The sequence below is a fragment of the Patiriisocius sp. genome (assembly GCF_051252435.1).
GTDB lineage: Bacteria > Bacteroidota > Bacteroidia > Flavobacteriales > Flavobacteriaceae > Patiriisocius.
The window spans coordinates 133,201-157,737 of sequence record NZ_JBPOFW010000001.1 but is presented as its reverse complement, the minus strand read 5'-3'; the positions used below and the strand labels follow the sequence as shown (position 1 = coordinate 157,737).

25 protein-coding genes are annotated in these 24,537 nt (G+C 35.5%); 6 read left to right on the top strand and 19 right to left on the bottom strand.

The annotated features are described in order from the left end of the window. Positions 1–41: 41 nt before the first annotated feature. The 14 genes from ACSHW7_RS00700 to ACSHW7_RS00635 form a co-directional block, all read right to left on the bottom strand. Positions 42–995, bottom strand: coding sequence for a DUF547 domain-containing protein (locus ACSHW7_RS00700; RefSeq protein WP_435677394.1), 954 nt, complete (start codon positions 993–995; stop codon positions 42–44). Positions 996–1,103: 108 nt separating this feature from the next. Continuing rightward, complete coding sequence (locus ACSHW7_RS00695) at positions 1,104–1,982, bottom strand: sterol desaturase family protein (protein WP_435677393.1); 879 nt, start codon at positions 1,980–1,982, stop codon at positions 1,104–1,106. A 27-nt stretch (positions 1,983–2,009) separates the two neighbouring features. Further along, positions 2,010–2,978: an arsenosugar biosynthesis arsenite methyltransferase ArsM gene (arsM, locus tag ACSHW7_RS00690; protein ID WP_435677392.1), complete on the bottom strand. Its 969-nt coding sequence runs from the start codon at positions 2,976–2,978 to the stop codon at positions 2,010–2,012. Positions 2,979–3,054: 76 nt separating this feature from the next. After that, complete coding sequence (locus ACSHW7_RS00685; RefSeq protein ID WP_435677391.1) at positions 3,055–3,249, bottom strand: hypothetical protein; 195 nt, start codon at positions 3,247–3,249, stop codon at positions 3,055–3,057. A gap of 2 nt (positions 3,250–3,251) precedes the next feature. Continuing rightward, positions 3,252–4,064, bottom strand: coding sequence for a purine-nucleoside phosphorylase (locus ACSHW7_RS00680; RefSeq protein ID WP_435677390.1), 813 nt, complete (start codon positions 4,062–4,064; stop codon positions 3,252–3,254). Beyond that, positions 4,061–4,756 (bottom strand): TIGR04282 family arsenosugar biosynthesis glycosyltransferase, encoded by a 696-nt coding sequence (locus tag ACSHW7_RS00675; RefSeq protein ID WP_435677389.1) that lies wholly within the window; start codon positions 4,754–4,756, stop codon positions 4,061–4,063. The genes ACSHW7_RS00680 and ACSHW7_RS00675 overlap by 4 nt, the downstream gene beginning before the upstream one ends. Before the next feature lie 16 nt (positions 4,757–4,772). Then, positions 4,773–5,273 carry a rhodanese-like domain-containing protein gene (locus tag ACSHW7_RS00670; RefSeq protein WP_435677388.1) on the bottom strand — a complete coding sequence of 167 codons (501 nt, stop codon included), beginning with the start codon at positions 5,271–5,273 and terminating at the stop codon, positions 4,773–4,775. A 48-nt stretch (positions 5,274–5,321) separates the two neighbouring features. Continuing rightward, positions 5,322–6,149, bottom strand: coding sequence for a metallophosphoesterase family protein (locus ACSHW7_RS00665; RefSeq protein ID WP_435677387.1), 828 nt, complete (start codon positions 6,147–6,149; stop codon positions 5,322–5,324). Next, on the bottom strand, positions 6,134–7,468 hold the full coding sequence (locus ACSHW7_RS00660) for a sodium:solute symporter family transporter (protein ID WP_435677386.1): 1,335 nt from the start codon (positions 7,466–7,468) through the stop codon (positions 6,134–6,136). The genes ACSHW7_RS00665 and ACSHW7_RS00660 overlap by 16 nt, the downstream gene beginning before the upstream one ends. Positions 7,469–7,681: 213 nt before the next feature. Then, positions 7,682–9,124 (bottom strand): SusD/RagB family nutrient-binding outer membrane lipoprotein, encoded by a 1,443-nt coding sequence (locus tag ACSHW7_RS00655; RefSeq protein ID WP_435677385.1) that lies wholly within the window; start codon positions 9,122–9,124, stop codon positions 7,682–7,684. A 139-nt stretch (positions 9,125–9,263) separates the two neighbouring features. Then, a complete protein-coding gene (locus ACSHW7_RS00650; protein ID WP_435677384.1) occupies positions 9,264–12,479 on the bottom strand; it encodes a SusC/RagA family TonB-linked outer membrane protein in 3,216 nt (1,071 codons plus the stop codon). A 97-nt stretch (positions 12,480–12,576) separates the two neighbouring features. After that, a complete protein-coding gene (locus ACSHW7_RS00645; RefSeq protein ID WP_435677383.1) occupies positions 12,577–13,257 on the bottom strand; it encodes a TIGR04282 family arsenosugar biosynthesis glycosyltransferase in 681 nt (226 codons plus the stop codon). A gap of 5 nt (positions 13,258–13,262) precedes the next feature. Beyond that, positions 13,263–14,339 carry an arsenosugar biosynthesis radical SAM (seleno)protein ArsS gene (gene arsS / locus ACSHW7_RS00640; RefSeq protein ID WP_435677382.1) on the bottom strand — a complete coding sequence of 359 codons (1,077 nt, stop codon included), beginning with the start codon at positions 14,337–14,339 and terminating at the stop codon, positions 13,263–13,265. A 154-nt stretch (positions 14,340–14,493) separates the two neighbouring features. Then, positions 14,494–14,832 carry an arsenosugar biosynthesis-associated peroxidase-like protein gene (locus ACSHW7_RS00635; protein ID WP_099644740.1) on the bottom strand — a complete coding sequence of 113 codons (339 nt, stop codon included), beginning with the start codon at positions 14,830–14,832 and terminating at the stop codon, positions 14,494–14,496. A gap of 180 nt (positions 14,833–15,012) precedes the next feature. Here ACSHW7_RS00635 and ACSHW7_RS00630 point away from each other — a divergent pair, with 180 nt between their 5' ends. Then, entirely contained in the window at positions 15,013–15,765 is a 753-nt protein-coding gene (locus ACSHW7_RS00630; RefSeq protein WP_435677381.1) for an SDR family NAD(P)-dependent oxidoreductase, read from the top strand. An 85-nt stretch (positions 15,766–15,850) separates the two neighbouring features. Next, positions 15,851–16,870 carry a hypothetical protein gene (locus tag ACSHW7_RS00625; RefSeq protein ID WP_435677380.1) on the top strand — a complete coding sequence of 340 codons (1,020 nt, stop codon included), beginning with the start codon at positions 15,851–15,853 and terminating at the stop codon, positions 16,868–16,870. Positions 16,871–16,922: 52 nt separating this feature from the next. On the opposite strand, the gene ACSHW7_RS00620 is transcribed toward ACSHW7_RS00625, so the two are convergent. Together ACSHW7_RS00620 and ACSHW7_RS00615 are read right to left on the bottom strand one after the other, a co-directional pair. Next, complete coding sequence (locus ACSHW7_RS00620; protein WP_435677379.1) at positions 16,923–17,690, bottom strand: DUF481 domain-containing protein; 768 nt, start codon at positions 17,688–17,690, stop codon at positions 16,923–16,925. A 38-nt stretch (positions 17,691–17,728) separates the two neighbouring features. Continuing rightward, positions 17,729–18,319 carry a hypothetical protein gene (locus tag ACSHW7_RS00615; RefSeq protein ID WP_435677378.1) on the bottom strand — a complete coding sequence of 197 codons (591 nt, stop codon included), beginning with the start codon at positions 18,317–18,319 and terminating at the stop codon, positions 17,729–17,731. Positions 18,320–18,536: 217 nt separating this feature from the next. Between ACSHW7_RS00615 and ACSHW7_RS00610 the strand changes: the two genes are divergently transcribed. Then, on the top strand, positions 18,537–19,988 hold the full coding sequence (locus ACSHW7_RS00610; RefSeq protein ID WP_435677377.1) for a tyrosine-type recombinase/integrase: 1,452 nt from the start codon (positions 18,537–18,539) through the stop codon (positions 19,986–19,988). Here the strand turns inward: ACSHW7_RS00610 and ACSHW7_RS00605 are convergent. Further along, positions 19,985–20,338, bottom strand: a complete 354-nt coding sequence (locus ACSHW7_RS00605) for a hypothetical protein (RefSeq protein WP_435677376.1) — start codon at positions 20,336–20,338, stop codon at positions 19,985–19,987. The genes ACSHW7_RS00610 and ACSHW7_RS00605 overlap by 4 nt on opposite strands. A 125-nt stretch (positions 20,339–20,463) precedes the next feature. Continuing rightward, a complete protein-coding gene (locus ACSHW7_RS00600) occupies positions 20,464–20,787 on the bottom strand; it encodes a hypothetical protein (protein ID WP_435677375.1) in 324 nt (107 codons plus the stop codon). 166 nt (positions 20,788–20,953) lie between these two features. On the opposite strand from ACSHW7_RS00600, the gene ACSHW7_RS00595 reads away from it, so the two are divergent. After that, the gene (locus ACSHW7_RS00595; protein WP_435677374.1) at positions 20,954–22,048 is read left to right on the top strand and encodes a hypothetical protein; all 1,095 of its coding nucleotides are present in this window, start codon (positions 20,954–20,956) and stop codon (positions 22,046–22,048) included. Here ACSHW7_RS00595 and ACSHW7_RS00590 read toward each other — a convergent pair. Beyond that, positions 22,029–22,277, bottom strand: coding sequence for a hypothetical protein (locus ACSHW7_RS00590; RefSeq protein WP_435677373.1), 249 nt, complete (start codon positions 22,275–22,277; stop codon positions 22,029–22,031). The genes ACSHW7_RS00595 and ACSHW7_RS00590 overlap by 20 nt on opposite strands. A gap of 362 nt (positions 22,278–22,639) precedes the next feature. Between ACSHW7_RS00590 and ACSHW7_RS00585 the strand changes: the two genes are divergently transcribed. After that, complete coding sequence (locus tag ACSHW7_RS00585; RefSeq protein WP_435677372.1) at positions 22,640–23,332, top strand: toxin-antitoxin system YwqK family antitoxin; 693 nt, start codon at positions 22,640–22,642, stop codon at positions 23,330–23,332. Next, positions 23,325–24,515: a hypothetical protein gene (locus ACSHW7_RS00580; protein WP_435677371.1), complete on the top strand. Its 1,191-nt coding sequence runs from the start codon at positions 23,325–23,327 to the stop codon at positions 24,513–24,515. The genes ACSHW7_RS00585 and ACSHW7_RS00580 overlap by 8 nt, the downstream gene beginning before the upstream one ends. The last annotated feature ends 22 nt before the right edge of the window (positions 24,516–24,537 follow it).

Below are 24,537 nucleotides of genomic sequence, written 5' to 3'. Positions count from 1 at the left end.
TTCATTAACGCTAGGTTGTGCCAGCTTTAGTAAAACTTTAGCTATTTATTCAACTCCCAGTTATAGTCTTTGTAGCGCACGCGGGCATTGCTATCAATCTTTAAATTTGAATATTTGTTGAGGTAGTCAATAACGCTTCCGTTTTGTTTGAAATCTTTAGAAAACCAATCGAATATTTTTGAAATTTCAACAGCATCTTTTCCAATTGTATTTCTAGAGTTATCATTGATAAATCGCTTTACTAGAAAATCTAATTGGCTGTTGACCTTAGCTGCTGTAAATGCTTCATTCAATAATGGCGGACAAGAAAATGAGGCACAATTGATTCCAAAATGAATTCTCGGGTCGCCCATTTTTCTTAAAATTTGATGTTCAATTTCATCAAGATTGTACCATTTTTCATCTAATTTCCATAGCCTTTGATCCCAAGGATTTTTTATATCCTTAATGCTTTCCAATGGCATATTTCTTAAAATTAAATCTACCGTCATCGCATTGTAAGCATTCATCCAATAGGCTAATTTGTCTTCGGTTTTCCAATCCTCAGTTGGCATATTTTTTCCTAAACTGGCGATATAATTTCGTAATTTATTTTTGTCTTTTGCAAAATCGGCATAGTTTACATTTCCTTTCGCCGTTACGTTACTTTTCAATAAATTGTCAAATGGTGTGTGGTCAAAGGTGACAACTACTTTGGGAACTACAGGTTCAATAGTTTTAGGGTTATTTGTTGGTGGTGTAAATTGTTGCGGATTTACTTCAACAAATTCTTCCACAGGGATTTCTTTCTCTGGAATTGTAGGCATATCGCGCACAGGGATTGTTGTTGTAACTTTAGTTCCAGTCCCAACCATTGGCGCCTCTGGTTTTTCAGGGATTTCCATTGTATCGTGAATGACAATATTGTTCACAGGTTTTTCTTCTGAAATTTTCTTCGTTCCAGAACAGCTGCTAATTATAAAACTGAAAAGAACTATTTGGACTATTGATTTCATACGTTGTTGTTTTAAGTGTTGGTCGGTTTTGGTGAAGTAACATTTCAGAAGAAGCAATAGTTGTTCCAAGAATTTATAAAGCGATTAAAACCATTACTATTTCTGCAGTTATTTAGTCATCGGATAGCCTTCTTGTTTTAAAAAGCTTTTAGGAAAATCTTCATCACCTTCAAATCCTAATTCAATATCTCTACCTTCATAAGGGATGTGATTTGTTTTAAAAATATAATCCCATATGCTCAAGGTCAAACCATAATTTACACCGTATTTATGGTTTTCTGGAAGTTCTTTAGCGTGATGCCAAATGTGCATTTTTGGGTTGTTGAAAACATATTTCAGCAGCCAGTAGTCCCAGCCTAAGTTGGCATGATTTAAGTGCCCAACGGTCAATGCGAAGAAATGAACTATCGCAACATCGGCCACATTAAATCCTCCAATAATGGCTAATGGAATATATAAAAGTGATTTGTAAACAATGGGCTCCATCCAGTGATATCGCAAGTGGGCCGCAAACCCCATCTCTTTTACAGAGTGGTGCAATTTGTGGAAATTCCAAAGAAATGGCACTCTGTGCAAAAGACGATGTGTGTTCCATTGTACAAAATCTGACACAATGAAAAATACGAACAATCCCAGTCCGTAGGGAAGAGCATTGAGATTTACTAATTGAAAATCTTCCAATTTAATTCCTGCAAAACCGAGTAAGTCGTTAAAGAGTGCTTCGGAAGCATTTGAAAGGAAAATGAGAACAATTAAATTCAGCAAAAAGAAATTAAAGAACATATAAAAGGTATCCAGCCAAAAGTCTTTTCTAAAAATTTTTTGGTCTTTCCGCCACGGGAATGCTACTTCTAATCCCCAAACTACAAGCGATACTAAAATCAATCCATAGAAATAATTTTCCCAATGAAACGTAGTGATTTCTTGCAGTAGATAATTAAAATATCCTGCGTACGAGTCCTTAAATATGTTTGTGTATTTTTCCATTAAATTGTCCCAAAGGAACCGTATTATTTAACAACAGCCACCACCATCATAATGGTATGTCGATTCACTAAAATAAATATCGTCTCTGCCCAAAGCTTTTAATGCTCCCGCAGTTTTATCGCAAACCGCCAACGGTTGATTCTTCAATAAAACGTGTCCTTTATTGTCGTCAAAGAAATCTTGGTCACCATAATAAATAGCGGCCTTTCCCGTAAAAATACATGGGCCATCTTCTGGCATTGGATCCTTAATAGCGGCCACTTCGATAGACTCAATGTAAATCAACTCATCAGTTGGGTAATTTTTTGGATCGAGAATTCTGTACGGTTTTCTGGCTCTAATTTCAATAGTTCCAAAACCTACATCTGTCAATGCTTTTACATATTCTGCGATGGGTAAACTTCCGCTAAGGCACAGTGCGCGAAGTCTGTCGTCGTTACGTAAAGTTTCATTCATGGGTTGTTCACACGTTGGGTCGCTCATTACCAACTTTCCATGAGGTTTTAAAACGCGGTACATTTCTTCAATCGCCTTTTTTAAATCTTCAGCCTTAAAAATATTGAAAAGACAATTTTGGGCTGCCACATCAATTGAGTTATCATCCACGGGTAAATTAAGCGCATCTCCTTTTTTGAGGTCAACAAATTCACTTTTAAACCAGTCGTTCTGCTCCTCGGCAATCTTGAAGTTTTTACGCGAAGCCTCTAGCATTTCATCCACAACATCAATACCAACCACGCCATTTTTTTGACGGTTGAAATATGAAAATTGCAGTAATTCCATTCCTCCACCTACGCCCACGTACAGCATTTTTGGATTGTTTGATAAGTCGCGCGCATGCACAGTGCTTCCGCAGCCATAATTCATTTCTTGCATGATTTTAGGGATTTTCAAACCGGGTAATTCCCAAATAGGGTTTGTCGTGCAACATAATCCTACATCTGGTGTTAATGCGGCTTCTTTATAAACGTCGTGTGTTGTATCTAAATAACTCATAGTTTTTTGTGGTTATCAACCACTTTTTGTTTAATTATTTTATGTTTTTCTAGCTTCGGAAATTTTAATTCCTTTACTACTGTTGCTTCTGTTTTGACTTCTTAATAATCGAAATTACACCTAAAACTATAACCGAAGTCCAAATAATTCGGTACAGCCAAATGTTTATTTCTGTTCCAAAAAGTAATCCAACTTCTAAATTTTCGATGAATGAATATACAACTTTATAAAGACCGACACCCACCAGTAAAAAAGATAAAATTTTGTCCATTTTTAGAGACTTTTTATTAATTCGGTAAACAGGGTAATCATTTGTGGTTCTGCTTTTCCAGCTTGTGCAATAATATCTGGAATGTCCACAGGTTTTAGGTTGTCTGGGTCGCATTCATCTGTCAAAACTGACAAAGCAACCACAGGTAATTTTAAATGGTTTGCCACAATGATTTCTGGCACGGTACTCATGCCCACTGCATCTGCCCCAATTATTTTTAAATAACGGTACTCAGCTCTAGTTTCCAATTGAGGGCCAACTACGCTGGCATAGACCCCTTTGTGCAAATTGATGTTGTGTTCTCTGGCAATCTTTTCAATTTTAGAATTCATTTCAGCGTCATAGGGAGCGCTCATGTCTACAAAACGTTCACCCAATTTTTCAACGCCTTTAAATGCTAAAGGAGAATCCCCTTGCAGATTAATGTGGTCATCAATCAACATGATTTCGCCTTTTTTGAAGCTAGTATTAATTGCGCCAGATGCATTGCTCACGAGTAATTTTGAAATTCCCAAATGTTTCATCACCCGTACCGGAAATGTAACGTCAAGTAACGAATACCCTTCATACACATGGAATCGCCCTTGCATTAACACCACTTTTTTTCCAGCCAATTCGCCATAAATCAATTTCCCTTTGTGAAACTCTACGGTTGCTGTTGGAAAGTTAGGGATGTGGTTGTAGCTCATTTCGGCTTCAATGGTAACATCGTCTATAATTTTGCCGAGACCAGTACCTAAAATGATACCCACTTCTGGCTCCCCAAAACCTCTACTTTGTAAAAACTGTACTGCTTCTTTTATAAATTTTTTCATGTGTATTTAATCTTTTTTAATTCCGAAGGGAAAAACTGTTGAAAGACTTCAATATCTTGAATGTCCTCGTAATAATCAACATCGTTTTTCTCCTCTAATTTTGCAACTTTCAAATCCTTTAAATCATGTAACGTTGCCGCTAAAACGGTATCCGTTCCCCAAGTTTTATTTTTAAATACTGCCTCGTGGACAGCTTTCATTCCCAATAAATAATAACCACCATCTTCAGCTGGACCTATAACGGCGTCATGGGTTTCAAGTGCAGTAAATGCGTTTTGGATGTCTTGCGTATCCATGTCATACATATCGCTACCAATAATGATGGCACGCTCATAACCGAGTTTAAAAATTTCAGAAAATGCTTGTTGCATGCGTGTCCCTAAATCTTCTCCATTTTGTACTTTTTTGCTGAAAATGGAATTATCCCAACCATCATGTTCACGATGTTCCACTGAATAATACACAAATTTATCTGCTTTTAAAGGTGTCGTGATTTTCACCGTATGTTGCAATAAAAATTTATAGATTTCCAATGCAGCTTCATCGCCCACTTTTGCCGCAAGTCGCGTTTTACATTTGCCTAACTCTGGATTTCGAGTAAAGATAATCAAGGCATTTTTTGAAGTAGGGAAGTGAAAAATCTCTTTTGAGTTTTCGTTTCCGTCGGTGCTTTTAAGTCCTAAAATGGCCATTTTAAATCTTTATTTTTTAATATACTTTTTCTCCTTTCAGCAACCATTTTCCCCAAGCTTTGGAAAAAACATGAATGCTATCTGTTTCTTTTTCTTGTTGGTTGATAACTGGGTATTCATTATTACTCCACTCAAAAATACCACCGTAGAGGTTTTGTACATTCGTAAACCCTGCTTTTTTAAGTTTCTCGCCAATTTCTTCGGAACGAATTCCTAAAGAGCAATACACAATGATGGGAGTTTCTTTTTCGGGGATTTCGGCTCGTACACTTTCTGAAGAAAAGGTGTTGAAACCAATAAATTTTGCACCTTCGATGTGGCTTACTTGGTATTCGTTTTCCTCTCGAGCATCTAAAATTATCACATCTCCATTAATCTGTTTCATTCTCAACTCTTCCACCGAAATGTAAGGAATGCTGCGTGTGTTATATTGTTGAAGTAACTCGTCCAGCGTTTTTTGAGCAAAACTGGAGGCTGAAATCAATAAAACGACGAATAAAATAAATGTTTTTTCCACAATGTAAATTTAGTCAAATTTTATACCATATTTTTAAGTTGGCTCCTATCAAAATGAAATTCCAAACCCTTGCAAACCGCTTTCAATTGGAGGTAAAATTTCAGTATTATCCCAAATACCAGTGATGATGGTTCGGGCATATTCTTCGGGTAACAATCCATTACGCATGAGCTGGCTCGCCAATTGGTGATTATAGTCTAGTGAATGATGTTTAAAATTGAATTTTCCTTTTGCATCATCCAATATACAATACCACACTTGCGGACTTCCATCATTGGCTGGCATACCAATGACTCCTGGATTTAACCATAATTTTTCATCATTTTGATGATAAAAAGGCAGGCCGCAATGTCCAGCAATAATAACGTCACTTTTAGTCGCGGTGAATGAAGGTTCCTTAAATTTCCAAGGGGTACTTTTGTAAATAAATTGCGATATATTGTTATAAGCACCATGCACCACCGTTACATTTTTTTCGGCATATTTAAACTGAATATGATCTGGCAAAGTTTCTAAATACGCTAAAGAGTTTTTTGTCAATTTACTTTGTGCAAAAGGGTACCATAATTGCGAAAATCCATCACAACGCGATCCTTCTCTAAAATCACAGCCGCAATCATCTGCGCCATCTCGCAATTGAATTTCAACATTACCCACAATACTCTTTGCTCCCCAAAGTTTAAATAGTTGGACCGTTTCTTCGGGTTGCGCGCAATAACCAACAAGGTCACCAGTATTTATGCAATTTTCTGCTGAAATGTGATGTTTTTCGGCAATACGTTTTATGGATTCTAGCGCTTGTAAATTGCTATACACACCACCAAAAAGTAGCACTTTGCCAGTCAATGTGCCTAATTGTTCTATTTTTTTATCCATGATGGGGCGAGGTATAAAAGGGTGCAACTTAAAATACCCCAGACATTTACCCATAGGAGGTCTGCGTATTTTCCTTGGGTGAATATGAGTGGCTTCGGAAATATATTGAAAACAAGCAATAACCCGAAAATGATACCGCAGGCTACACTTAAATGAAAACTTATTTTAGGCACATTTTTATTCCAAAAAATAAAAACCGGCGTCAATCCAATGACCATGGTTCCCGAAATAGTCGTCGCACTTAAAATTTCAGCATTTAAAAAAACGGGAATGGTACCTAAAATTGCGATAACTGCCATGGAAAGACGACCAAAAGTGAGGTTGTCTCCCAACTTTAAATCTACTGCCAATAGTTTTGAAAAAGATGAAAATGTAGAGTCCAATGTGGACGCAGCACTTGTAATCATTATAAAATTAATGACCAATAAAATGACTACACCAAAGGCTTTTCCTACTTCAACCGCAGCTTGTCCTTCCATTCCTTGGCTTTGCGCGTAAACCCCAATCAAACTAAAAAGTACAATGCACATTGCTCCTAAAACACTAGCCCACAGAAAACTTCGGCGTGTTACTTTTGGCGAACTTAAAAAAGCACGGTCTGTCAAAACCGGGTCGTGAAATGGATAACTGAACGATTGTAAAAGCGCTGCAAATAACAAATTAAGTCCCATTTCAAAAGTCCAGCTACCAGAAGTTACCGCTTCAGAAACTGTAAAATTATCGGTTGAAAATATGGCACCCAAAATGACAATAAGTAAGACCGAGAATAATACCATTTGGATGACATCGGTAAAAATAGAACTACTTAAACCTCCTTTAATGGCATAGGCTAACGTTAAAGCGGTAAACACTAAAATGGCCCAATAATACGAAGTGCTTCCGCTTTCTCCAAAGTAACTTCCAATTACCATCGTGTTGCTCCAAACTTCATTGAAAAGCCTTATTGAAATTAAAATGGAGAATAATGCCATGGCACTTCTTCCAAATTTTGTTGTCAAAAAATGATGGATACTTTGAAATCCGCCTTTTACTCGTAGTTGATAAATTAAAACCCCAGCAACGGCAAAAGACAAATAATAACCCGCATACGCTACGCCACCCACAATCCCAAAACTAAGTCCTAGATTTGCTGCATTTGTGATACTCTTCGCGAAAATCCACGAAATAATCAAACTCCCAGTAAGCCATAGGGCAGAGGGTGCTTTTTTATTGTGCGTAGCTTTGAAAAATTCATCTTTATGTTTTGCTAATGGAGACAGGAAAAACAGTATCAAACTAGATACTATTATCAATCCCCATTGCCAGAATTCTACATTCATATTTTAGTGTTTCTTTTTCGCTGTCTCCCTCAATCCCCGAGGGGGACTTTTTTTAGTTCCCCCACTTCGAGGGCTAGAGGGACTTAAAGTTTCGTTTTCCCTTATCTCCAGCCTTTCTCCTTCTGAGAAGGGAGCTTAGCGATTAATATTGTAAGTTTTTAAAATAGTACATCAAGTATCTTTTTTATTGTTCCCCTTCGGGGGCTAGTGGGTTTATTCATCCCACCACACCGCTGCATCAATACTATTGCCATTTGTGGCATTTGCAGCTTGTTGATAGTTTTCATTATTTAATGCTTCTTCCTCTGCTGGATATGGCATTCTTACTGGAATCAACCCGTTGTTTAAACTAGCTTGAACGTCCATAAATTCTGGAAAACCTGTACGTCTCCATTCTACCCAGCCTTCATAACCATTGATAATGTTGGCAATCCATTTTTGCGTGACAATCTGTTGAATTGGCGTTGTTCCTACTGCATCAAAAGACGCTGGTCCTGATAAGTAATCTGCCGGCAAATCTGTTTGCCAATATTCAAAGGCTAGCGTTACGCCAGTTTCATATAAGGTACGTGCATCAGCTTGGATTAAGCCGCGTTGGGCAGCTTCGGCAAGGTTGAAATAGGTTTCCCAAGCTGTTAAATAGTTGGCGTCCAATGTTGAGGTGTCTTCTCTAAAAACAGTTCCTGCGAGTGATAGTTCGGCAAGTTCAAGCGATGTGTTTGATGCGTCGATTCCATTAATCAATCCACCAAATTCGGTACCATTGGAATTTTCAGTAGGTCTAAAAAATGTTCCTATTCGAGTATCGTTTAAATCTTTTAAAACGGTTTCCATCGTTTCAGAAAGTACAAAATTGTTAAAATCTCCCACTCTCAATTGCGCCAGTCTAAAACTGTTTGGGTCTGTGTTTGTAAAGTTGAAAATGGCATTTTGGCTGTTGGATGTAAAATAGTTTCCATTATTGAAAATATTCTGTAGTTCTTCGGAAACGTCCACTTTGTTTGAAATCCGTAATAGATGTTTGATCTTTAATGAATTTGCAAACGTTATCCACCCCTCTAAATTTCCGCCGAACAAAATATCACCTTCTAACGGAATCACATCGTCATACGCTTGGATGGCAGCAATCCCTTTGTTGAGGTTGTCGAGGATTCCATTTTCGGCTTGATAGATGTTTTCTTGCAAATCATATTTGGGAGTCACGGTGCCATCCACACCGTTGAAAGCCTCGCTATATGGCACATCGCCAAATAGGTCTGTCAATCCAGCCGTCATATATGCTTTTAAAATTAACGCAGGCCCTTCATAAACTGCAAAAGTTTCTGTCTCGCGGGATTGTGTTAAAATAATTTCATTATCACGCAAATTTGTATAGAAAATAGGCCATGGATTTCCGCCTAATTGAGGCGATTTTAATGCGTGGCGGTCGAACAAATTAAAGTCCAATGCTGTGCGGTGTTGTGATAATAAATCGCCAGCGACAAAACCTTCGTAGCTCATTTGCTCTCCAAAATCATAAATAACCTGTCGCAACAATAAACTAGGTTGTACCGAGTTTGGGGCATTAGGATTTGTGTTTATTTCTTCAAAATCTTTCGTGCAGCTGCTCATTATTAAAATGAGAAGCAGGCCATATATTTTTAGTGTTGTTTTCATATTTTAATATTTTCTCCTCTCCCAACCCCTCCGAGGGAGGGGAGCTCATTATCTTGTTAGGAGAAAATGAGCTGGGAAAATTATTTGTTATTTTATCATCTATTTGTTCCTCACCCATCGGTGGAGGTTAGAAGGGGGACTAAAAATTAATCCCCGCTTTAAAACCAAAACTTCTAGTAGTCGCATAACTCATATCCTCCACACCGCTCACAAATCCATTTCCTTGAACCGCTAATTGTTCTGGGTCAAAGTGTGGGTTTTCTGTAATCACAAACAGGTTGCGGCCAATGATGCTGCATGATATTGTAGCACCTTCTTCAAGTCCTAAAAATCCATTTTTTGTATCAAAGGAATACCCAATGGCAAACTGGCGTAGTTTTAAAAAACTTGCATCGTATATATTATTTTCTTCGTGGTTGCGGTCATAGAATTGCCGGTAATAACTCTCTGCAGAAACTGCCGTTGTGTTAGGGACGTAATTTGGGTTTTCTGCTGTCCCAGTGTTTACAACACCTTCGGCGATGATTCCCTCTTCGGGTCTAAAACTTGTTTCGGCAAGTTGTCCGCCCACATTACCAAGTGCTCTGGTTCTTGAAACTATTTCGCCACCTTGTCTCCAATCAAACAAAAAACTTAAATCCCAATTTTTATATTGAAATTGATTATTCCAACTTAGCATAAAATCTGGATTGTAATTCCCTAGTAATTGGAGTTCATTATCGGCTATATATTTTCCGTCATCAGTAATAATATAATCACCGTTTTCATTTTTTAAATATCCAGTTCCATAAATATCGCCCACTTGTCCACCTTCTTCCACTTGAAACCAAACTGTTTGATTGGCACTGTCATAAATACGACTGTATGCGAGCGTTAATCTTCCATCTGTCTGCGGTAAATCTTCGACAATAGATTTATTTGTGCTGAAATTAAGCGTAGAATTCCAAGTAAAGTTTTCATTTTTAATAGGAGTAATTCCGGTAACGACTTCAATTCCTTGGGTTCTCACTTTTCCTCCGTTCACAACTTGTTCATTGTATCCCGAAGATATTGCGATTGGCAATGAAATAATCTGGTCTTCGGTCAAAGCATTGTAATAGGTAAAGTCAAAATTTAATCTGCTTTTAAATAATCGCACATCAAATCCAGCTTCGTAGTTAGTTACTTTTTCGGGTCTCAAATTTGCATTTGGGATAAAGTTTTGATTGCTGAAAGTTGGCTGCCCCAAGAAAGGCGTTTGTGATACAAATGCACCACTTGTTTGGTAAGCTCCAGTGTCGTTCCCCACTTGTGCGTAACTCGCTCTTATTTTAGCAAAGCTGAAAAGAGCTGGCAATGAAGCCACCTCGCTCAAAATAAAACTCGTGGAAACCGAAGGATAAAAGAACGATGTATTATCCACCGAAAATGGCGTAGCCAAAGCACTTGACCAATCGTTACGTCCAGTAATATCTAAATACAGAAAGTCTTTGTACCCAATTTTTGCCACTCCATAAAAAGAGTTTATTCTTTTTTGAGAGTTGAATTGAAAAACTTCAATGGGTGAAGCTGCGTTGTTTAAATTATAAATTCCGGGTTGGGCGAGGTTGACTGTTTGCGATTGTTTTGTGGAAGCTATTTGGTCCAATCTATTTCCCCCTGCCGAAATATCAACCGAAATATCACCCAAGTCTTTTTTGTAATTCATTAAAAAATCGGTGTTGTTTTCTCGGTACATCACATCATGCTCTGCATAAGCTCCGTTGCTAAAACGGTTACTGCTAAAGGCTCTTCTCAACTGTCTCGTTTCAGAAGAATAATCCATTCCTGTTCTTAGCGACACACTAAATTCTGGTGTAAATTGGTGTTTCAAACTAATATTTCCGAAGACACGATCTCTATCAAAACTATTTCTATTCTCGTAAAGAATAAAATAAGGATTGTCAAAAAATGTATAGTTGAATGAATATTGTTGAATTCCCTCCAATCCAGGTTGCCAGTAATCGCGCAAATTATCAATGTTTAAAGAGCGCGGTCCCCAAGCTACGAGTGAGTAATTTACATTTTCACTACCGTAGCCGTTTGAGGGGCGGTTGTCACTACGAGAATTTACGTAGTTTATCGAGGTGTTGATTTCGGTTTTTTCCGAAGGTTCAAAATGTAATTTTGCGGCAACGGTTTGGCGGTCTAAATTGACACCTGGAATGATAGATTCGCTTCTTAAATCTGTGAAGGATAGTCGGTAATTACCATTTCCGAAGCCATCAGCAACGCTTGCGTTATTGATGGTCGTATAGCCGGTGCGATAGAAATCTTTTAAATTGTCTGGATTGCTGTTAAAGGGAGTTCCTTCAATGGGCAGGCCATTATAAAGCGCTGTATCTCCACCCCGAACAATCGTTCCATCTGCCAATGTCACTGGACTGTCGTATTGCGGAATCAATAAACCAATATCCAGCCGAGGGCCCCACGAATAGGTAATGTTATCGTTGATACCGCCACCAAGACCGTCAACATATTCAAATTCTCCCGAGTTTCCTTGTCCATATTCATTTTGAAAATCTGGCAACCTAAAAGCGCTATCCACAAATAACGAAGTGTTGATGCTAATGCCGAGTCCTTTTTTATTTTGGCCATTTTTAGTTTCGATAACAATTACACCGTTTGATGCACGCGTTCCGTAGAGTGCCGCGGCACTTGGGCCTTTTAGGACTGTTACGCTTTCAATATCGTCCGGATTGACTTCCATGGCTCCGTTTCCGAAGTCAATTTCCTGAAATCCTGCCGCAGCTTCATTGGTAAAATTGAATACCGTTTCATTGTTAATAGGAGTTCCGTCAACAACAAATAACGGATTGTTATTGCTAAAAGATGCTTCGCCACGAATGGTTATTTTTGACGAAGAACCCACACCCGTGGCTCCCTGCGAGATAGTCACTCCAGCTAATTTACCCGAAAGATTATCTAAAAAATTGACCGCTTTTACCTCGTTTACTTCTTCGGCCTTTATGGTCTGTACGGTATAGCCCAACTCGCGTTCTTCGCGTTTAATACCAAGGGCGGTCACTACTATTTCGTCCAGTCCTTCTGCAGATGGTATGAGTTGAACGAAAATGGAGGTCTCATTATTAAATGTGTATTTTAAAGGCGTAAACCCAATAGACGAAAACTCTAAAACGGTACCGGCGGGTGGGGCGACCATAGAAAAATTTCCGTCCAAATCGGTCGTGGTTCCTGTGGTAGTTCCAGCTACCACTACGTTTACAAACGGAATGGGTTCGTTGTTCTCTGCGTTTTTTACGTTCCCCGAAATACTGGTTTGTGAATACCCTACGACCGTGAAACACAGCAATAAGGCAATATATAATTGCTTCATTAATGATTGGTTTTTAAATGAAATAAAATGGATTTGACAGCTTAAAGGTTTCCGGAGTTTTGATTTCTTCGGAAATGTGAAGCGTCATTAAAATCGACTATTGAAGCAAAATAGGGGAGCCTTTATTGAAGCAGTTTTTCTTCTGAAAAGAGGAAATGAAAAGGCTTATGTTTAAAATGATTACTATTTCCGAAGAGAAAATAGCAAGTATTATTTTTAGTAGTTTTTCTGAAAGATTTTTAAAACCGTCAATCAATTTTTTGACATCTGTAATCGAGTCAATATCCCGAAGCGTTTTTAAGAAACAAACTTCGATTTTCTTAAACGAGAGCAATCGCGTCAAACTACTTGTCAATGCTGAAGTTTGCCACGGGAGTTGTAAAAATTTCTCTTTGTTGAATTGCGATTTATTGAGACCCAATAAATAATATCCACCGTCAATAGAAGGTCCCAAAACAATCTTGTTTTCCTCAAGCTGCGCAGCGGCTTTAATGAGTTGGCTTGTTTTTAAAAGAGGCGTGTCATTCCCGATAGTAATCACATTATCAAAGCCCTTTAAATAGACTTGTTCAATGGCATTTGTGTAGCGTTCACCAAAGGTAGCCCCTTTTTGTTGGGCTTCGGAAATATGAAAATAGGGAAGTCCCGTTTTTTCAACCTTATTGATTACTTGTTCATTAAGAGCATCAAATAATCCGGCCGATTCCCGAAAGGATTTGATTTCCCCTTCGCGAGTTGCCGAATTGGCAAAGATTAATATGGCTGTTTTATTAGTCAATTTTTTTATTCTGCTACTGCACCTTGGCAACTGCTTCCTGCGCCTGCCGTGCAACCATAGCAATGTTGTGAAATTACTATATTTCTATCGTTCAATAAATCTTCGTTGTAATCTTTTAAGTGCTTTACTTTACTGGCAACGGGTAATTTGAGCATTTGGTTGAAATCGCAATCATACAAATATCCATCCCAACTTATTGAAATAGTATTTGTACACATTACATTTTTAACCGCGGCAGGATTGTATGCTTCTACTAGTTGATACATATAATCCTCGTAGTTTTCACTGGCAATTAAATAGTCTAGAAAACGTGCAATTGGCAAGTTTGTAATGGCAAAAAGGTTATGGAATTGAATTCCGAAATCTTCCATTAATGCGTGCTTAAATTCTTTTTCCATGCTGGCTTGGTCGCCTGGTAAATACGCTCCGTTGGGATTGTACACCAAGTCTAAACGCAAACTGCTATCTGGCATTCCATAGCCCACTGCATTCAATTCCTGGAGTGCGGTAATGGACATGTCAAAAACTCCTTCGCCACGTTGCTTGTCGGTTTTTCCTTTTGTCCAGTGGGGCATTGAACTCACTACGTGGACATTGTGCTTTTTGAAAAATTGAGGTAAGTCGTGATACTTTTTATTGGCTCTAATTATTGTTAGATTACTACGAACGATAAAGTCTTTAATTCCAGCTTTGCTTGCTTCTTCTACAAAACGACGAAAATGAGGATTCATCTCTGGTGCACCACCTGTTAAATCGAGCGTATGTGCTTCGGTATTTTTTATTACTTCAAGTGCTAATTCCATGGTTTCCCATGTCATAATTTCTTTACGGTCAGGTCCTGCATCTACGTGGCAATGCTCGCAAACTTGGTTGCACATATACCCAACGTTGATTTGAAGGATTTCAAGTTTTTTTGGTCTTAGAGGAAGTTGATTTGTTTCTTTTATTTTTTTTGCAAATGTGGGAAGTTCACCATTTGCGAAAATCCCATTACTTAAAATTTCGACTTGACGTTTTGCGTTTGCAAGTTCGTTGTCTCGTTTTTGAAGGGATTGTTGTTTCTTCTTTTTGGTTTCAAACATGTTTTTTTGTCAAATTCAATTCTCAAATTTTTAAAATTTCCGAAGAAATATTGAATTTGAGTTAATTTCTTTTCAATTTAATTTTGGATGTATCCCACAAAAAAGGCGGGATGAGTGCTACGTACAGTTTTGTTATGCAAAACTAACGTCCAACTCACATTTCCAACTTGTTTACTTTGTTCATCATCATGGTTCCGTGTACTAAGGTTGCGCCGCTTTTTATGGCTGCACCTACGTGTATGGCTTCCATCATTTGTTCTTTGGTCACGCCTCTTTGCAGGGTGTCTTTTGTGTACGCATCGATGCAATAAGGGCATTGTTCGGTGTGCGCCACTGCCAATGCGATTAATGCTTTTTCTCTTGCTGTCAAAGCGCCTTCTTCAAATACTTTTCCGTAGTAATCGAAAAACTTGGTACCTAATTCTTCACTCCATTCGGTGATTTTACCGAATTTTCTCAAATCTGCTGGGTCGTAATAATTGTTTGATGCCATAAAATGATATATAAAAAGTACGAATTGAACGACGTTTTGGTTTTCAATTCGATTGTATAAGTCCGTAAATATAACAAAGTAGTTGTGGGATTAACAAAATGCTTACATCATTTAACAACCGATTAACTATTATAACATAAGTCTATCACTATTTTTAATAAAAAAACAAATATGAAAACTATGAAAGACAAAACAATTATTATAACAGGTGGCGCTGGCGAAATAGGAATGGCTACAGCAAAATTATTTGTAGCTGCCGAAAGTAATGTGGTGCTCGTTGATTTAAATCAAGAAGCACTTGAAAAAGCGAAAAAATCTCTAGGCGGAAAGAACGTTGAAATTTTTGCGGCAGATGTTACCGATGAGCTTGAGGTTAAAAAATATGTTGATTTTACGGTAAAAAAATTTAAAACAATTGACATGTTTTTTAACAACGCAGGTATTGAGGGTGGGGTGACCCCAATTACAGATTTGGCAGCGAACGATTTCGATTCCGTAATGCAAGTAAATGTATATGGTGTTTACTACGGAATGAAACACGTTATGAAGGCAATGGAAAAAAAGGGTGGCTCCATCGTTATTTCATCTTCTGTGGCTGGACTTCAAGGAACAGCGGGTATGTTGCCATATATTACTAGTAAACACGCTGTAGTGGGAATAATGAGAACTGCTGCTTTAGAGGGTGCGCCTAACTCAATTAGAGTAAATACAGTACATCCGGGAGTAGTGGATAGTCGTATGATGGATTCGCTTGAAAAAGGACTTGGAGATGATCAAAATGCAGTAAAAGAAAGTTTTAAAAGTCAAGTGCCTTTAGGACGGTATGCTCAAGAAGATGAAATTGCAGATACTGTGTTTTTTCTTTTGAGCGATAAAGCAAGATATACAACAGGTGCAACATACGTTATTGATGGAGGACTTACTGTAGGATAGAGTCTTTATTGTAAACCTTTGTTAAATAAGGTGTAACGGGTTGGGCTAAAGGAGCAATCTCGTATTTTTGCAGTAAAAATTTTTAATGAATATTTCTATTGTGTTCCGAGCATTTTTTAGTCTACTTGTTTTTTTGGGTAGCTTACAAAACGCGTACGCTCAAACGGACAAAACCCCTAAAACGCCTTCATCATTTAAAGAATATTATCCCATTGCACAGCGCTCTTATTTGTCGGGTGGATTTGGTAATAATGAATATGAACAAATACTTCTAGATGCAAAACCCTCCGTATATTATAGTTTTTATAATGACATTAGAGAATCTGTAACTGCAGATGAGCGAACTCCGGGCTATGCGGTTTATTTGAGTTTTCAACCACAGTTTAGGATTTATAATGAAGAGTCAAAACCTGTTAAAACCCCTTCTTATAAAATTTTAGCGGGTTGGCAACCAATTATAGTTACCACAAACAACAATTTTTTAACGCTTGCTGTAGAGTCTGGTCATTATTCAAATGGTCAATCCAATAGTGCCTTTAGTGATGCATTTGAAGATGGTAGTGAAGAAGGACAAGCGGTTTACGAAACTATAAATGATGATACAGACCTTTCGGAAATTTTAAATAGGAGAACGGGTAATTTTTCAACAAACCTCACTCGAATTTCTTTCAACTATCGCCAAAACAAATTTACAGATGAGGTTATCCCTAAACGCATTCACTCATATACATTGAGTTATCAATTATATCACGATAAGTTTTTTGGATTTATTGATTTTGGAGGCTACAATCCAGAGGATATTGGCATCTACGGCCGTCATCGTATTGAGGCGCAATATGAGTTTACATTTTATTGGAAAGGTATGCGAGTTGCGGCAGGACAGGATGTTTTTCTTCAATTGGGTGCGCATCCTTCAGTGACGCCATATCGTTCCCAGACTAGGATGATTGTACATCCTTGGAATACAGATTTGGGATTTTTTGGTCAGTTTGATTTTGGTTTCGATGATTATAATTATCGATTTGTGGATAGTTTTCCTAGAATGTCTTTTGGAATTTCTTGGGATTGGTTTACCCCCTTTTTATTAGAATCAAAGAGAAAATAGATGCAGTTACATTTCCGCAGAAATTTGCTGCGCCGTCTTTTTAATTGTCATTTCAATCAAAAGAATAATTAATACCTGTGGTAAAATCGTATTGCGAATTTGGAATCCCTATCGCCGGCCGTTCGTCATATATAAAAGTATAAGAAATCTTTAAGCCGAAATTTTTAAACACCGAAACCAAAAGCGCACTTTGACTCGAAATGCGATAGTCTGAAATATCGCTCAGCAATGGTTGGAAATACGTAGTGCTCACGATTGAAATATTTTCGGCAGGATACAAACTAAAAGAGAGATACGTACTTCCTCTAAAATCTCTTTGCAAAGGTGTCGCGCCATCGTCTACTTCTTCATATTCGAGCATTGCGAGTGTGCCAAGATAAAATCGGTATTTATCTGAATCTGTAATTTTAAACCTCGGCCCGGTCCCCAACAATCCTCTAAATTTTATTTTGTTTATTTTATTGTATTGCGCCTGTGCAAAAGCTTCCCAAGCAATTTTAGGCACTAATTTGTAGTTGTAGCGCAGGTGCTGTATGCCGCTGTTTTCAAAATCATCTCCTTCTATTTTCTGAAATGCAATGTCATTTTTAAACAACACCAAATGTTTGTTCATCTTGTATTGTAGATGAATGTTGTTTGAAAGTGTAATGAAATCGTTTGTATTTCTTTTTAACGCAAAATTTAAACTCGCCGCGCCAGAGTATCCAGAGGTGTCGGTTACTTTACGAAGGGATTCTGCGTTGAGGATTTGTGCGGAAACAGAATAGAAGCTTAAACAAGAAAAGAGTAAAAAATAAAGTGTTTTTGTATTCAAAACCATGCTTGGGTTTTGGTAGTAAAATTATAAAAATAGATGCATTAGTTGCAATTGTTGTTGTAGAAAACAACAAACTTGACAATTGAATTATCTCCAAACCCATCATTGTTAATTTTTGAAACAAGTTTAGGGCAATCTTTAAAAAAAGCAACGGATTTTTTTACGCTTATCCCCATGCCTATAAATCCCTTTAGATCAATGTGCTCCAGATTCTGTTCGTTTTTTTTCTTGTAATAATAAATTACTGAGGTGGATGAAGTATTTCCAAATCCAATAATATTGGTAGTGTAATCTATTGTAGTTCTATAGAGCGTCATATAACCTTCAAGTACTTTTTGTAAAACTAAATATCTGTCTCTTTTCTCATAATAAATAACTTCGAAAGTTGTCTCTTCACCTCGTCTTCTTTTAACAATTCTCTCGACTTTATTTAAGTCAAACCTTTTTGTAGGTTCGTCAAACATATCAATTTCTAATATGTATTCTTTAAAATATACTTCTCCGGTTTCTACTGAGCCGTCTTTGAAGTAAACAGAATCAATATCTGTATCAATATCAAGGTCTTCTTGAGCATTAATAATAAAGCTAGAAAGAGTGAACCAGATTAATATTTTAAAATTCGATTTTTTCATAGTTGATATGTAAAAAGAAATCAAACAAAAAACCCACAATCGTGAGATAGTGGGTTTTTGTGGTACCTCCAGAACCACTTTAAAAACCCAAGTCCTTGATTTATATATATTAACTCCTGTTTTATAACGACTTATATGGTTGTTTTTATTATCACTTTATAAAATTGTTTTACACATGTTTTACACATATCTTTATAAATTCTCAAAACACTCAGTTATGAAAGGATTTTTAAGAGTAAATCAAAGAAATAAAAAAATAGGAAATTTAAAAGTTCAATATTACAACAATAATAGAACTTATTCATACGATAATATCAGTGACAATCAAATTGAAACGATTGAAGTTAAGTTTTGGAATAAAAACAAAAGAGAAGTAAGAGCAAATCATCCTCGGAGTGTTGAATTAAATAATATGATTGAATCTAAAATTAATCAGTTAAAAAATGAAACTTCCGAAAACGAAAAAAATGTAACTAATAAAAAAATGTCCTTTGTAGATTACTTTCAGACTTGGATAGATAAATATGAACAACGAAAAAAGAGGGGAACTAAAAAAAGCTATAATTCTTCATTTAACCAATTAAAGTCTTTATTAAAAGAAAAAGGTAAAACAAACCTATATTTCGATGAAATAGATTTTCAGTTTTTGGAGGATTTCGAAGATCATTTATTATCAAAAGAATTGTCTTTGACCACTCAAAATAAATATATAAAATCTCAAAAATCAATTTACAGGAGGGCGGTAAAAAGATACCTATTTATTCCAAAAAAAGATCCTTACAATATTTACAAAATCCCTAATGGTGAGAGTATAAAAGAGTATTTAACTATCAGTCATATTCAAGGATTAAATTTTAATTGTTTTGAAAGAGGTTCAAAAATTGAAAATACTCGTATTAGATTTCTTGTTCAAATTTTTGCTCAGGGAATAAGAATTAGTGATTTGATGACAATTAGGTATAAAAATTTACTCTTTGATGAGAAAGGTGATAAAATAGACATTATTCAATTTAAAACAAAGACGCCACTTAGAATACATATTATAAAAGAATTATTAAAGTATCTATTTTATTTTGTTGATAAAGATGAATTCTATAAAATCTATTATGATGAAAAACCTATTGAAACGAATTTGGGATCAATGTCAATTAGTGGTTTAGAGAATTTATTTTATTCCATATCAACAACAGGAGATTCTTCAAAAGACGAGGGAAATATTTGGATTAAGGAAAAATTAAAGAATGTTTATAAAGATATTTACGAGAGACAAATTAGATGTTTTAAAAAGAAAAGAAAATCTAATCTAAATAATTTTATTTTAGATTTTTTAGATAATGAAGTGTTTGAAAATGTTGAATTTGATATGAAAAGAACATTTACTAAAAGCCAAAGATCTCAATTTGAAAGTCGTCAGGTACCCTACAATAAGTCTTTAAAAAATCTGGATGAATTAATGAACTCAGGTATCACTATAAGTAGTCACACTGCTCGACATACCTTTGCTCATAAGTGTGTAAAATCTAATATGAATTTAATACATATTATGAACCTCTTGGGACACAAAAACATTAAAACAACCCAGAGCTATTTAAAAGGTATTGATGATAAAATATTACACGATCAAGTGAGAGAAACAAACGAAGTGTTTACCTACGATTTATTGAGTTAAGAATTAATTATCCTCATAGTCTGATCCACACGAGCAATATCCTGAATTTTCTCATATAAACTTTTAATTAGTTCTGGATAGTGTTCATGTCTTGGTATATATCTCATCCCTCTTTCTTTGGAATACATGTAGAATTTGAAATCCCAATGGTTGATTTTAATTCTACTTTTTCTAAATCCATTAAAGTGAAAATTAACCTCTATGGGAGGTTCTCCTAAAAATGGAGATGGTTCTTGCACAGAAAAAACAAGAATATGTTTTATTTCTTTTTCCAGTTGTCTGAATGTTCTCTGGTGATTTTCGATACTATTAATCACCGAATTTAGCAAATGATCGTAATCAATTTCCATAAAATAGAATTTTAGCCGAACACAAAGTTAAGGATATAATCCGTATTTCTGGAATATATCCAACTATGAATACCTAATCTTGCCAAAAAATTAATTGATTTTTCAATTTATGAGGGAAATTACAATTAATATCGATTGATAATTTTGAATACATTTTCGGTCTTGGTTAGTTGAATCAATACCTCGAAAATTCTTTCATTTACTAATTCTTTCAGGTCATTGTCGAAAATGGCTTTCTTCACTTTATCAGGATGGTTAATTGAAATATCTGAAATCCAAGTTCCATCAACTTCAAGAAATTTTTCAAATACGAAATCTACATCATAAAGATTTTCTTCTATGAGATATAGTTGACTCCCCAAGAAAACCCCTTTTACCTTTTTTTGAAGCTTTTGAAATGACTTCTTATTTCGTGAAATTCTATTCAATATTTGGTCGAGTTTTTCCATTTTATAATTAATTTTTTAGTCTGTCACTATCAATTTTCTAAAAAGTGAGCGAGAGAAACATGATATATATAATAATTAAATATTATAAAAAATAAATTAATCGTCATTTAAATCTTAAAAAATTAAACTTTTTAAGATTTCAAGACTAAAAAAACAAAAATGAAAAATGAAACAAGAAACAATTTTACCGATAGAAATTGAAAACCTAATAAACTCAATTAATAGAAACAAGACTTTTAAAAAATCTCTAATTGAAGTTTTTAACTCATTAGTATTTCTAAAGAAGACCAAACCCGAATGGAAGTTCTCTAAGAGAGGATTATCCCGTTACTCATATTTCGATGCTCCCTCAGATTATTTAAAAGGAACCAATTCAAGATATAAGCAATATGTAAATATATTGTTGGAAAATAAAATTATAGACTACTACTCAAAGAATGAAAGGATAATAGAAAGAAATCTTTTTGAAGATGATGTCATAGATAGAATTCCTTACTATGATACCAATAACAACCAATGTATAAAGTATCGATTTTTAATTGATATTGATCAAAGTGAAAATCAAAATTTTTTAAATCTAAAGTCAAGCCACAATAAGAATTGGTACAAAATCACCCGTGATTCGTTAAAGGAACTCGGTCTTGATGGAATAATAAAGAGGGATGGTTTTGGCAGAAGATTACACACTAGGGTCACAATGAATATTGGTGCCAAAATAGAAACTGAAAAATCATCAATTGAAATTAAAAGTTATAAAGAATATTTAAGAAATTTTTTTAAAGGAAATTATGCCGTGGTTGATGCTAGTTGTTGTCAACCAACAATAATGTATGAACAATTAAAAACAAAAGGAGTAATTGACCCTAATTTCAATTATCCATTTGAAAACAATCTTGATTTTTACCAATATTTAGCTGATATGGGTTTGTCAATTGATAGAAATGACGCTAAATCAAGATATACTAAATGGCAGAATGGAAGATATCATGATACTGAGGGTAATTTTGAGAATTTCTTTAAGATTTCTACTGATTACATACGGAAAATAAAAAAGACAAAAGGGCATAAAAAAATATGTGAAATAATCACCCGTATGGAATCAAAAATCTTTATAGATGACTTACTATCAAATATTAATTTAGGCTTCTGTTTGACAATCCATGACAGTTTATTGGTTCGTACAGAAGACCTTCCAGCGTGCATGGAATATTGCAACAAGAAATATGGACATATTTTCAATTTTAGGTCTGAGACTTTTTGATACGGTATTTTATCAATCTCAAATTTTCTTTTAGAATAAGGTATTCAATAAACTCACACAAATTTGAAACCCCATAGTATCCAACCCTATTCTCGATGATAGTTGGTTTTAGATTATAAGAGTTTATGTTGTTCTTGATTTCGTATTTAGGGAGAAAGAGTATTTCCGAAAGCTCCCACATAGAAAATACTCTTTCTCCATTATAATACCTATTTATTTTTACCTTCATTTCGGTTTCTGATCTTTTTCTGTCCCTGCTCAAATTCCTCTATTGAGAAACTTTTGATTGATATACTTTTTGTGCCGAAGCTTTTGATATCCTTGAGAAAACTTTCTAATTTGTCTTTTCTTGATTTACCCATATGATTAATTCTTTATGGATATATATTATCCCAGATGGTTTTCATAGAGAGATTTTTTTTGAGCCATAATTAGGTTGCATTAAATATCCCACATTACTCATCAAGGGAATTACAAATATTGTGAAGATTATAAGGTCCTAAAAATCAGCACTAAAAAATCATTTGAACTATTCATTTCACGAACGACGACTTCATAAACTTTATAGCCTAGGGTCATTCACTTACTTTTATGAAAAAAGATCATGGTATGAAAATGAAAGGTTTTTTAAAATTATTCTTCTTGGCTGTCTCTTTGATCGTTTCTACGGCGTTTGTGAATAGTTCAATTCAAAAGAAAATAATACGTACCAAAGATTTTGATCTCTATTTTTTTGTTTCTATGAAAAATAGAAATACCACAAAAGATAAAATGTACCATTGGTATAAATCAGGTGAGGTCCACAATTCATTTGGTGATGCCGGAGGACAGCTCCTCCATAAGGAATTTGTTAAGTATTATAATAACAATCAAATTGCGGAGAAAGGGAATTTTGATTATGGTGTTAAGACCGGTAAATGGAAAACCTGGTATAAAAATGGGAAGTTAAAAGATATAAAAAAATATAACAAAGGGAATAAATATGGTATGTATTCAGCCTACGATGAGAATGGTGCTTTAGAGGTAAAAGGATATTTTAAGTCCAATACACCACATGGAACATGGATCAATTATAAAACAAATGATACGACCTGGTACAAAAGGGGTGTTCCTTTTAATGAAAATCCAAGGAATCTAAAAAAGCGGGAGGATTCTATTAAAGGAAAGAAATTCTTGCTTAAAAGAATTTTCTCGAAGAGACCCTCTACCAAAAATAAAAAGAGACCAGGTTTTATCAAAAGATTCTTTTCGAAGAAAAAAAGAGCAGAAAAAGATAATGGTTAAAGCAGCATCACTTTTATATGCTATTTTCATAGCGCTCTTTATTTCGATTTTGTGTCTTGGGGTATTGCTGATATTCAACTTTAAGTTGAATTTGGATACACATTTCAACACACAGAATGATTTGATTCAATACAATCGATCTGCTATTAGTCACATTGTGAATGGCGCTGAATTGAGCGATGGCAACTCTTTATTGAAAACAACACATAGAAACAAAATGTGGGGGCTTTTTTCCATTAGTTGTGTAGAATCTACTATCAAGAACGATACGGTTTCAAAGTGTTTATTGATAGGAAGAGGTCAATCAAACAATAAACCAGTTTTATATCTCAGGAACAATGACGAGGCGTTAAAGATTTCAGGAGAGACCTTGATAGATGGGGATATTTATATTTCAGAAATGGGTATTTCGAAAGTGAACATAGGAGGTAATTCTATCACGAATAATCCTAAGCATAGCGGAAAAATCCTTAAATCCAATAAGCAACTTCCATCACTTGACCTATCTTTTTTCAAAGCGCCCGAAGTCATTACCGATCTGGATTATGATAAGATCAAGGAGATTAATGTTTTTAATGATTTTAGTAATGAGACTATTATGATCAATGCTACCAATTCGATTGCCGATATTACCATGAAGGGAAATCTTATAGTGAGGTCAAACGATACGTTGTTTATTAAAAAGACAGCCTACTTAGAAGATGTCATAATAATTGCGCCTAAAATAATTTACGAATCTGGATTTATGGGAAACACCCAGTCTTTTGCTACATCCGAAATTCTGATAGAAAAAGACGCACACCTTCAATACCCGTCGGTCTTGTTTGTAGCTGGAAATATTGATGAAAAGTCATCCATTGAGATCAGGGAAAGAGCTTTGGTCGAGGGAGTGGTCATAATGGATGGTAACGGTCTCATTTCAGAGCAGAATAAAAAACTTGTCATTGATAAGGATGCCTTGGTTAGGGGAGATGTTTATTGTGATGGGGAATTATCAGTATATGGTACCGTGGAAGGAAGTATCGTAGCCTCAAGTTTTAAACATGAAACCAAAACCGCCACATATTCAAACTTAATATATGGTGGGAAGATAGTTGCCAATAAATTACCAGATGATTTTTTTGAGTTGTCAATAGCAGATTTTTTTAGCGATAGCAACTTGATAGCTATTAAACAATTATGAAAAATTTATTCTATTTAAAAGG

Coding starts and splice junctions, on each gene's coding strand:
- ACSHW7_RS00700 (WP_435677394.1), bottom strand. CDS start 995: ATGAAATCAATAGTCCAAATAGTTCTTTTCAGTTTTATAATTAGCAGC.
- ACSHW7_RS00695 (WP_435677393.1), bottom strand. CDS start 1,982: ATGGAAAAATACACAAACATATTTAAGGACTCGTACGCAGGATATTTT.
- arsM (WP_435677392.1), bottom strand. CDS start 2,978: ATGAGTTATTTAGATACAACACACGACGTTTATAAAGAAGCCGCATTA.
- ACSHW7_RS00685 (WP_435677391.1), bottom strand. CDS start 3,249: ATGGACAAAATTTTATCTTTTTTACTGGTGGGTGTCGGTCTTTATAAA.
- ACSHW7_RS00680 (WP_435677390.1), bottom strand. CDS start 4,064: ATGAAAAAATTTATAAAAGAAGCAGTACAGTTTTTACAAAGTAGAGGT.
- ACSHW7_RS00675 (WP_435677389.1), bottom strand. CDS start 4,756: ATGGCCATTTTAGGACTTAAAAGCACCGACGGAAACGAAAACTCAAAA.
- ACSHW7_RS00665 (WP_435677387.1), bottom strand. CDS start 6,149: ATGGATAAAAAAATAGAACAATTAGGCACATTGACTGGCAAAGTGCTA.
- ACSHW7_RS00660 (WP_435677386.1), bottom strand. CDS start 7,468: ATGAATGTAGAATTCTGGCAATGGGGATTGATAATAGTATCTAGTTTG.
- ACSHW7_RS00655 (WP_435677385.1), bottom strand. CDS start 9,124: ATGAAAACAACACTAAAAATATATGGCCTGCTTCTCATTTTAATAATG.
- ACSHW7_RS00650 (WP_435677384.1), bottom strand. CDS start 12,479: ATGAAGCAATTATATATTGCCTTATTGCTGTGTTTCACGGTCGTAGGG.
- arsS (WP_435677382.1), bottom strand. CDS start 14,339: ATGTTTGAAACCAAAAAGAAGAAACAACAATCCCTTCAAAAACGAGAC.
- ACSHW7_RS00635 (WP_099644740.1), bottom strand. CDS start 14,832: ATGGCATCAAACAATTATTACGACCCAGCAGATTTGAGAAAATTCGGT.
- ACSHW7_RS00630 (WP_435677381.1), top strand. CDS start 15,013: ATGAAAGACAAAACAATTATTATAACAGGTGGCGCTGGCGAAATAGGA.
- ACSHW7_RS00625 (WP_435677380.1), top strand. CDS start 15,851: ATGAATATTTCTATTGTGTTCCGAGCATTTTTTAGTCTACTTGTTTTT.
- ACSHW7_RS00620 (WP_435677379.1), bottom strand. CDS start 17,690: ATGGTTTTGAATACAAAAACACTTTATTTTTTACTCTTTTCTTGTTTA.
- ACSHW7_RS00615 (WP_435677378.1), bottom strand. CDS start 18,319: ATGAAAAAATCGAATTTTAAAATATTAATCTGGTTCACTCTTTCTAGC.
- ACSHW7_RS00610 (WP_435677377.1), top strand. CDS start 18,537: ATGAAAGGATTTTTAAGAGTAAATCAAAGAAATAAAAAAATAGGAAAT.
- ACSHW7_RS00605 (WP_435677376.1), bottom strand. CDS start 20,338: ATGGAAATTGATTACGATCATTTGCTAAATTCGGTGATTAATAGTATC.
- ACSHW7_RS00600 (WP_435677375.1), bottom strand. CDS start 20,787: ATGGAAAAACTCGACCAAATATTGAATAGAATTTCACGAAATAAGAAG.
- ACSHW7_RS00595 (WP_435677374.1), top strand. CDS start 20,954: ATGAAACAAGAAACAATTTTACCGATAGAAATTGAAAACCTAATAAAC.
- ACSHW7_RS00590 (WP_435677373.1), bottom strand. CDS start 22,277: ATGAAGGTAAAAATAAATAGGTATTATAATGGAGAAAGAGTATTTTCT.
- ACSHW7_RS00585 (WP_435677372.1), top strand. CDS start 22,640: ATGAAAAAAGATCATGGTATGAAAATGAAAGGTTTTTTAAAATTATTC.
- ACSHW7_RS00580 (WP_435677371.1), top strand. CDS start 23,325: ATGGTTAAAGCAGCATCACTTTTATATGCTATTTTCATAGCGCTCTTT.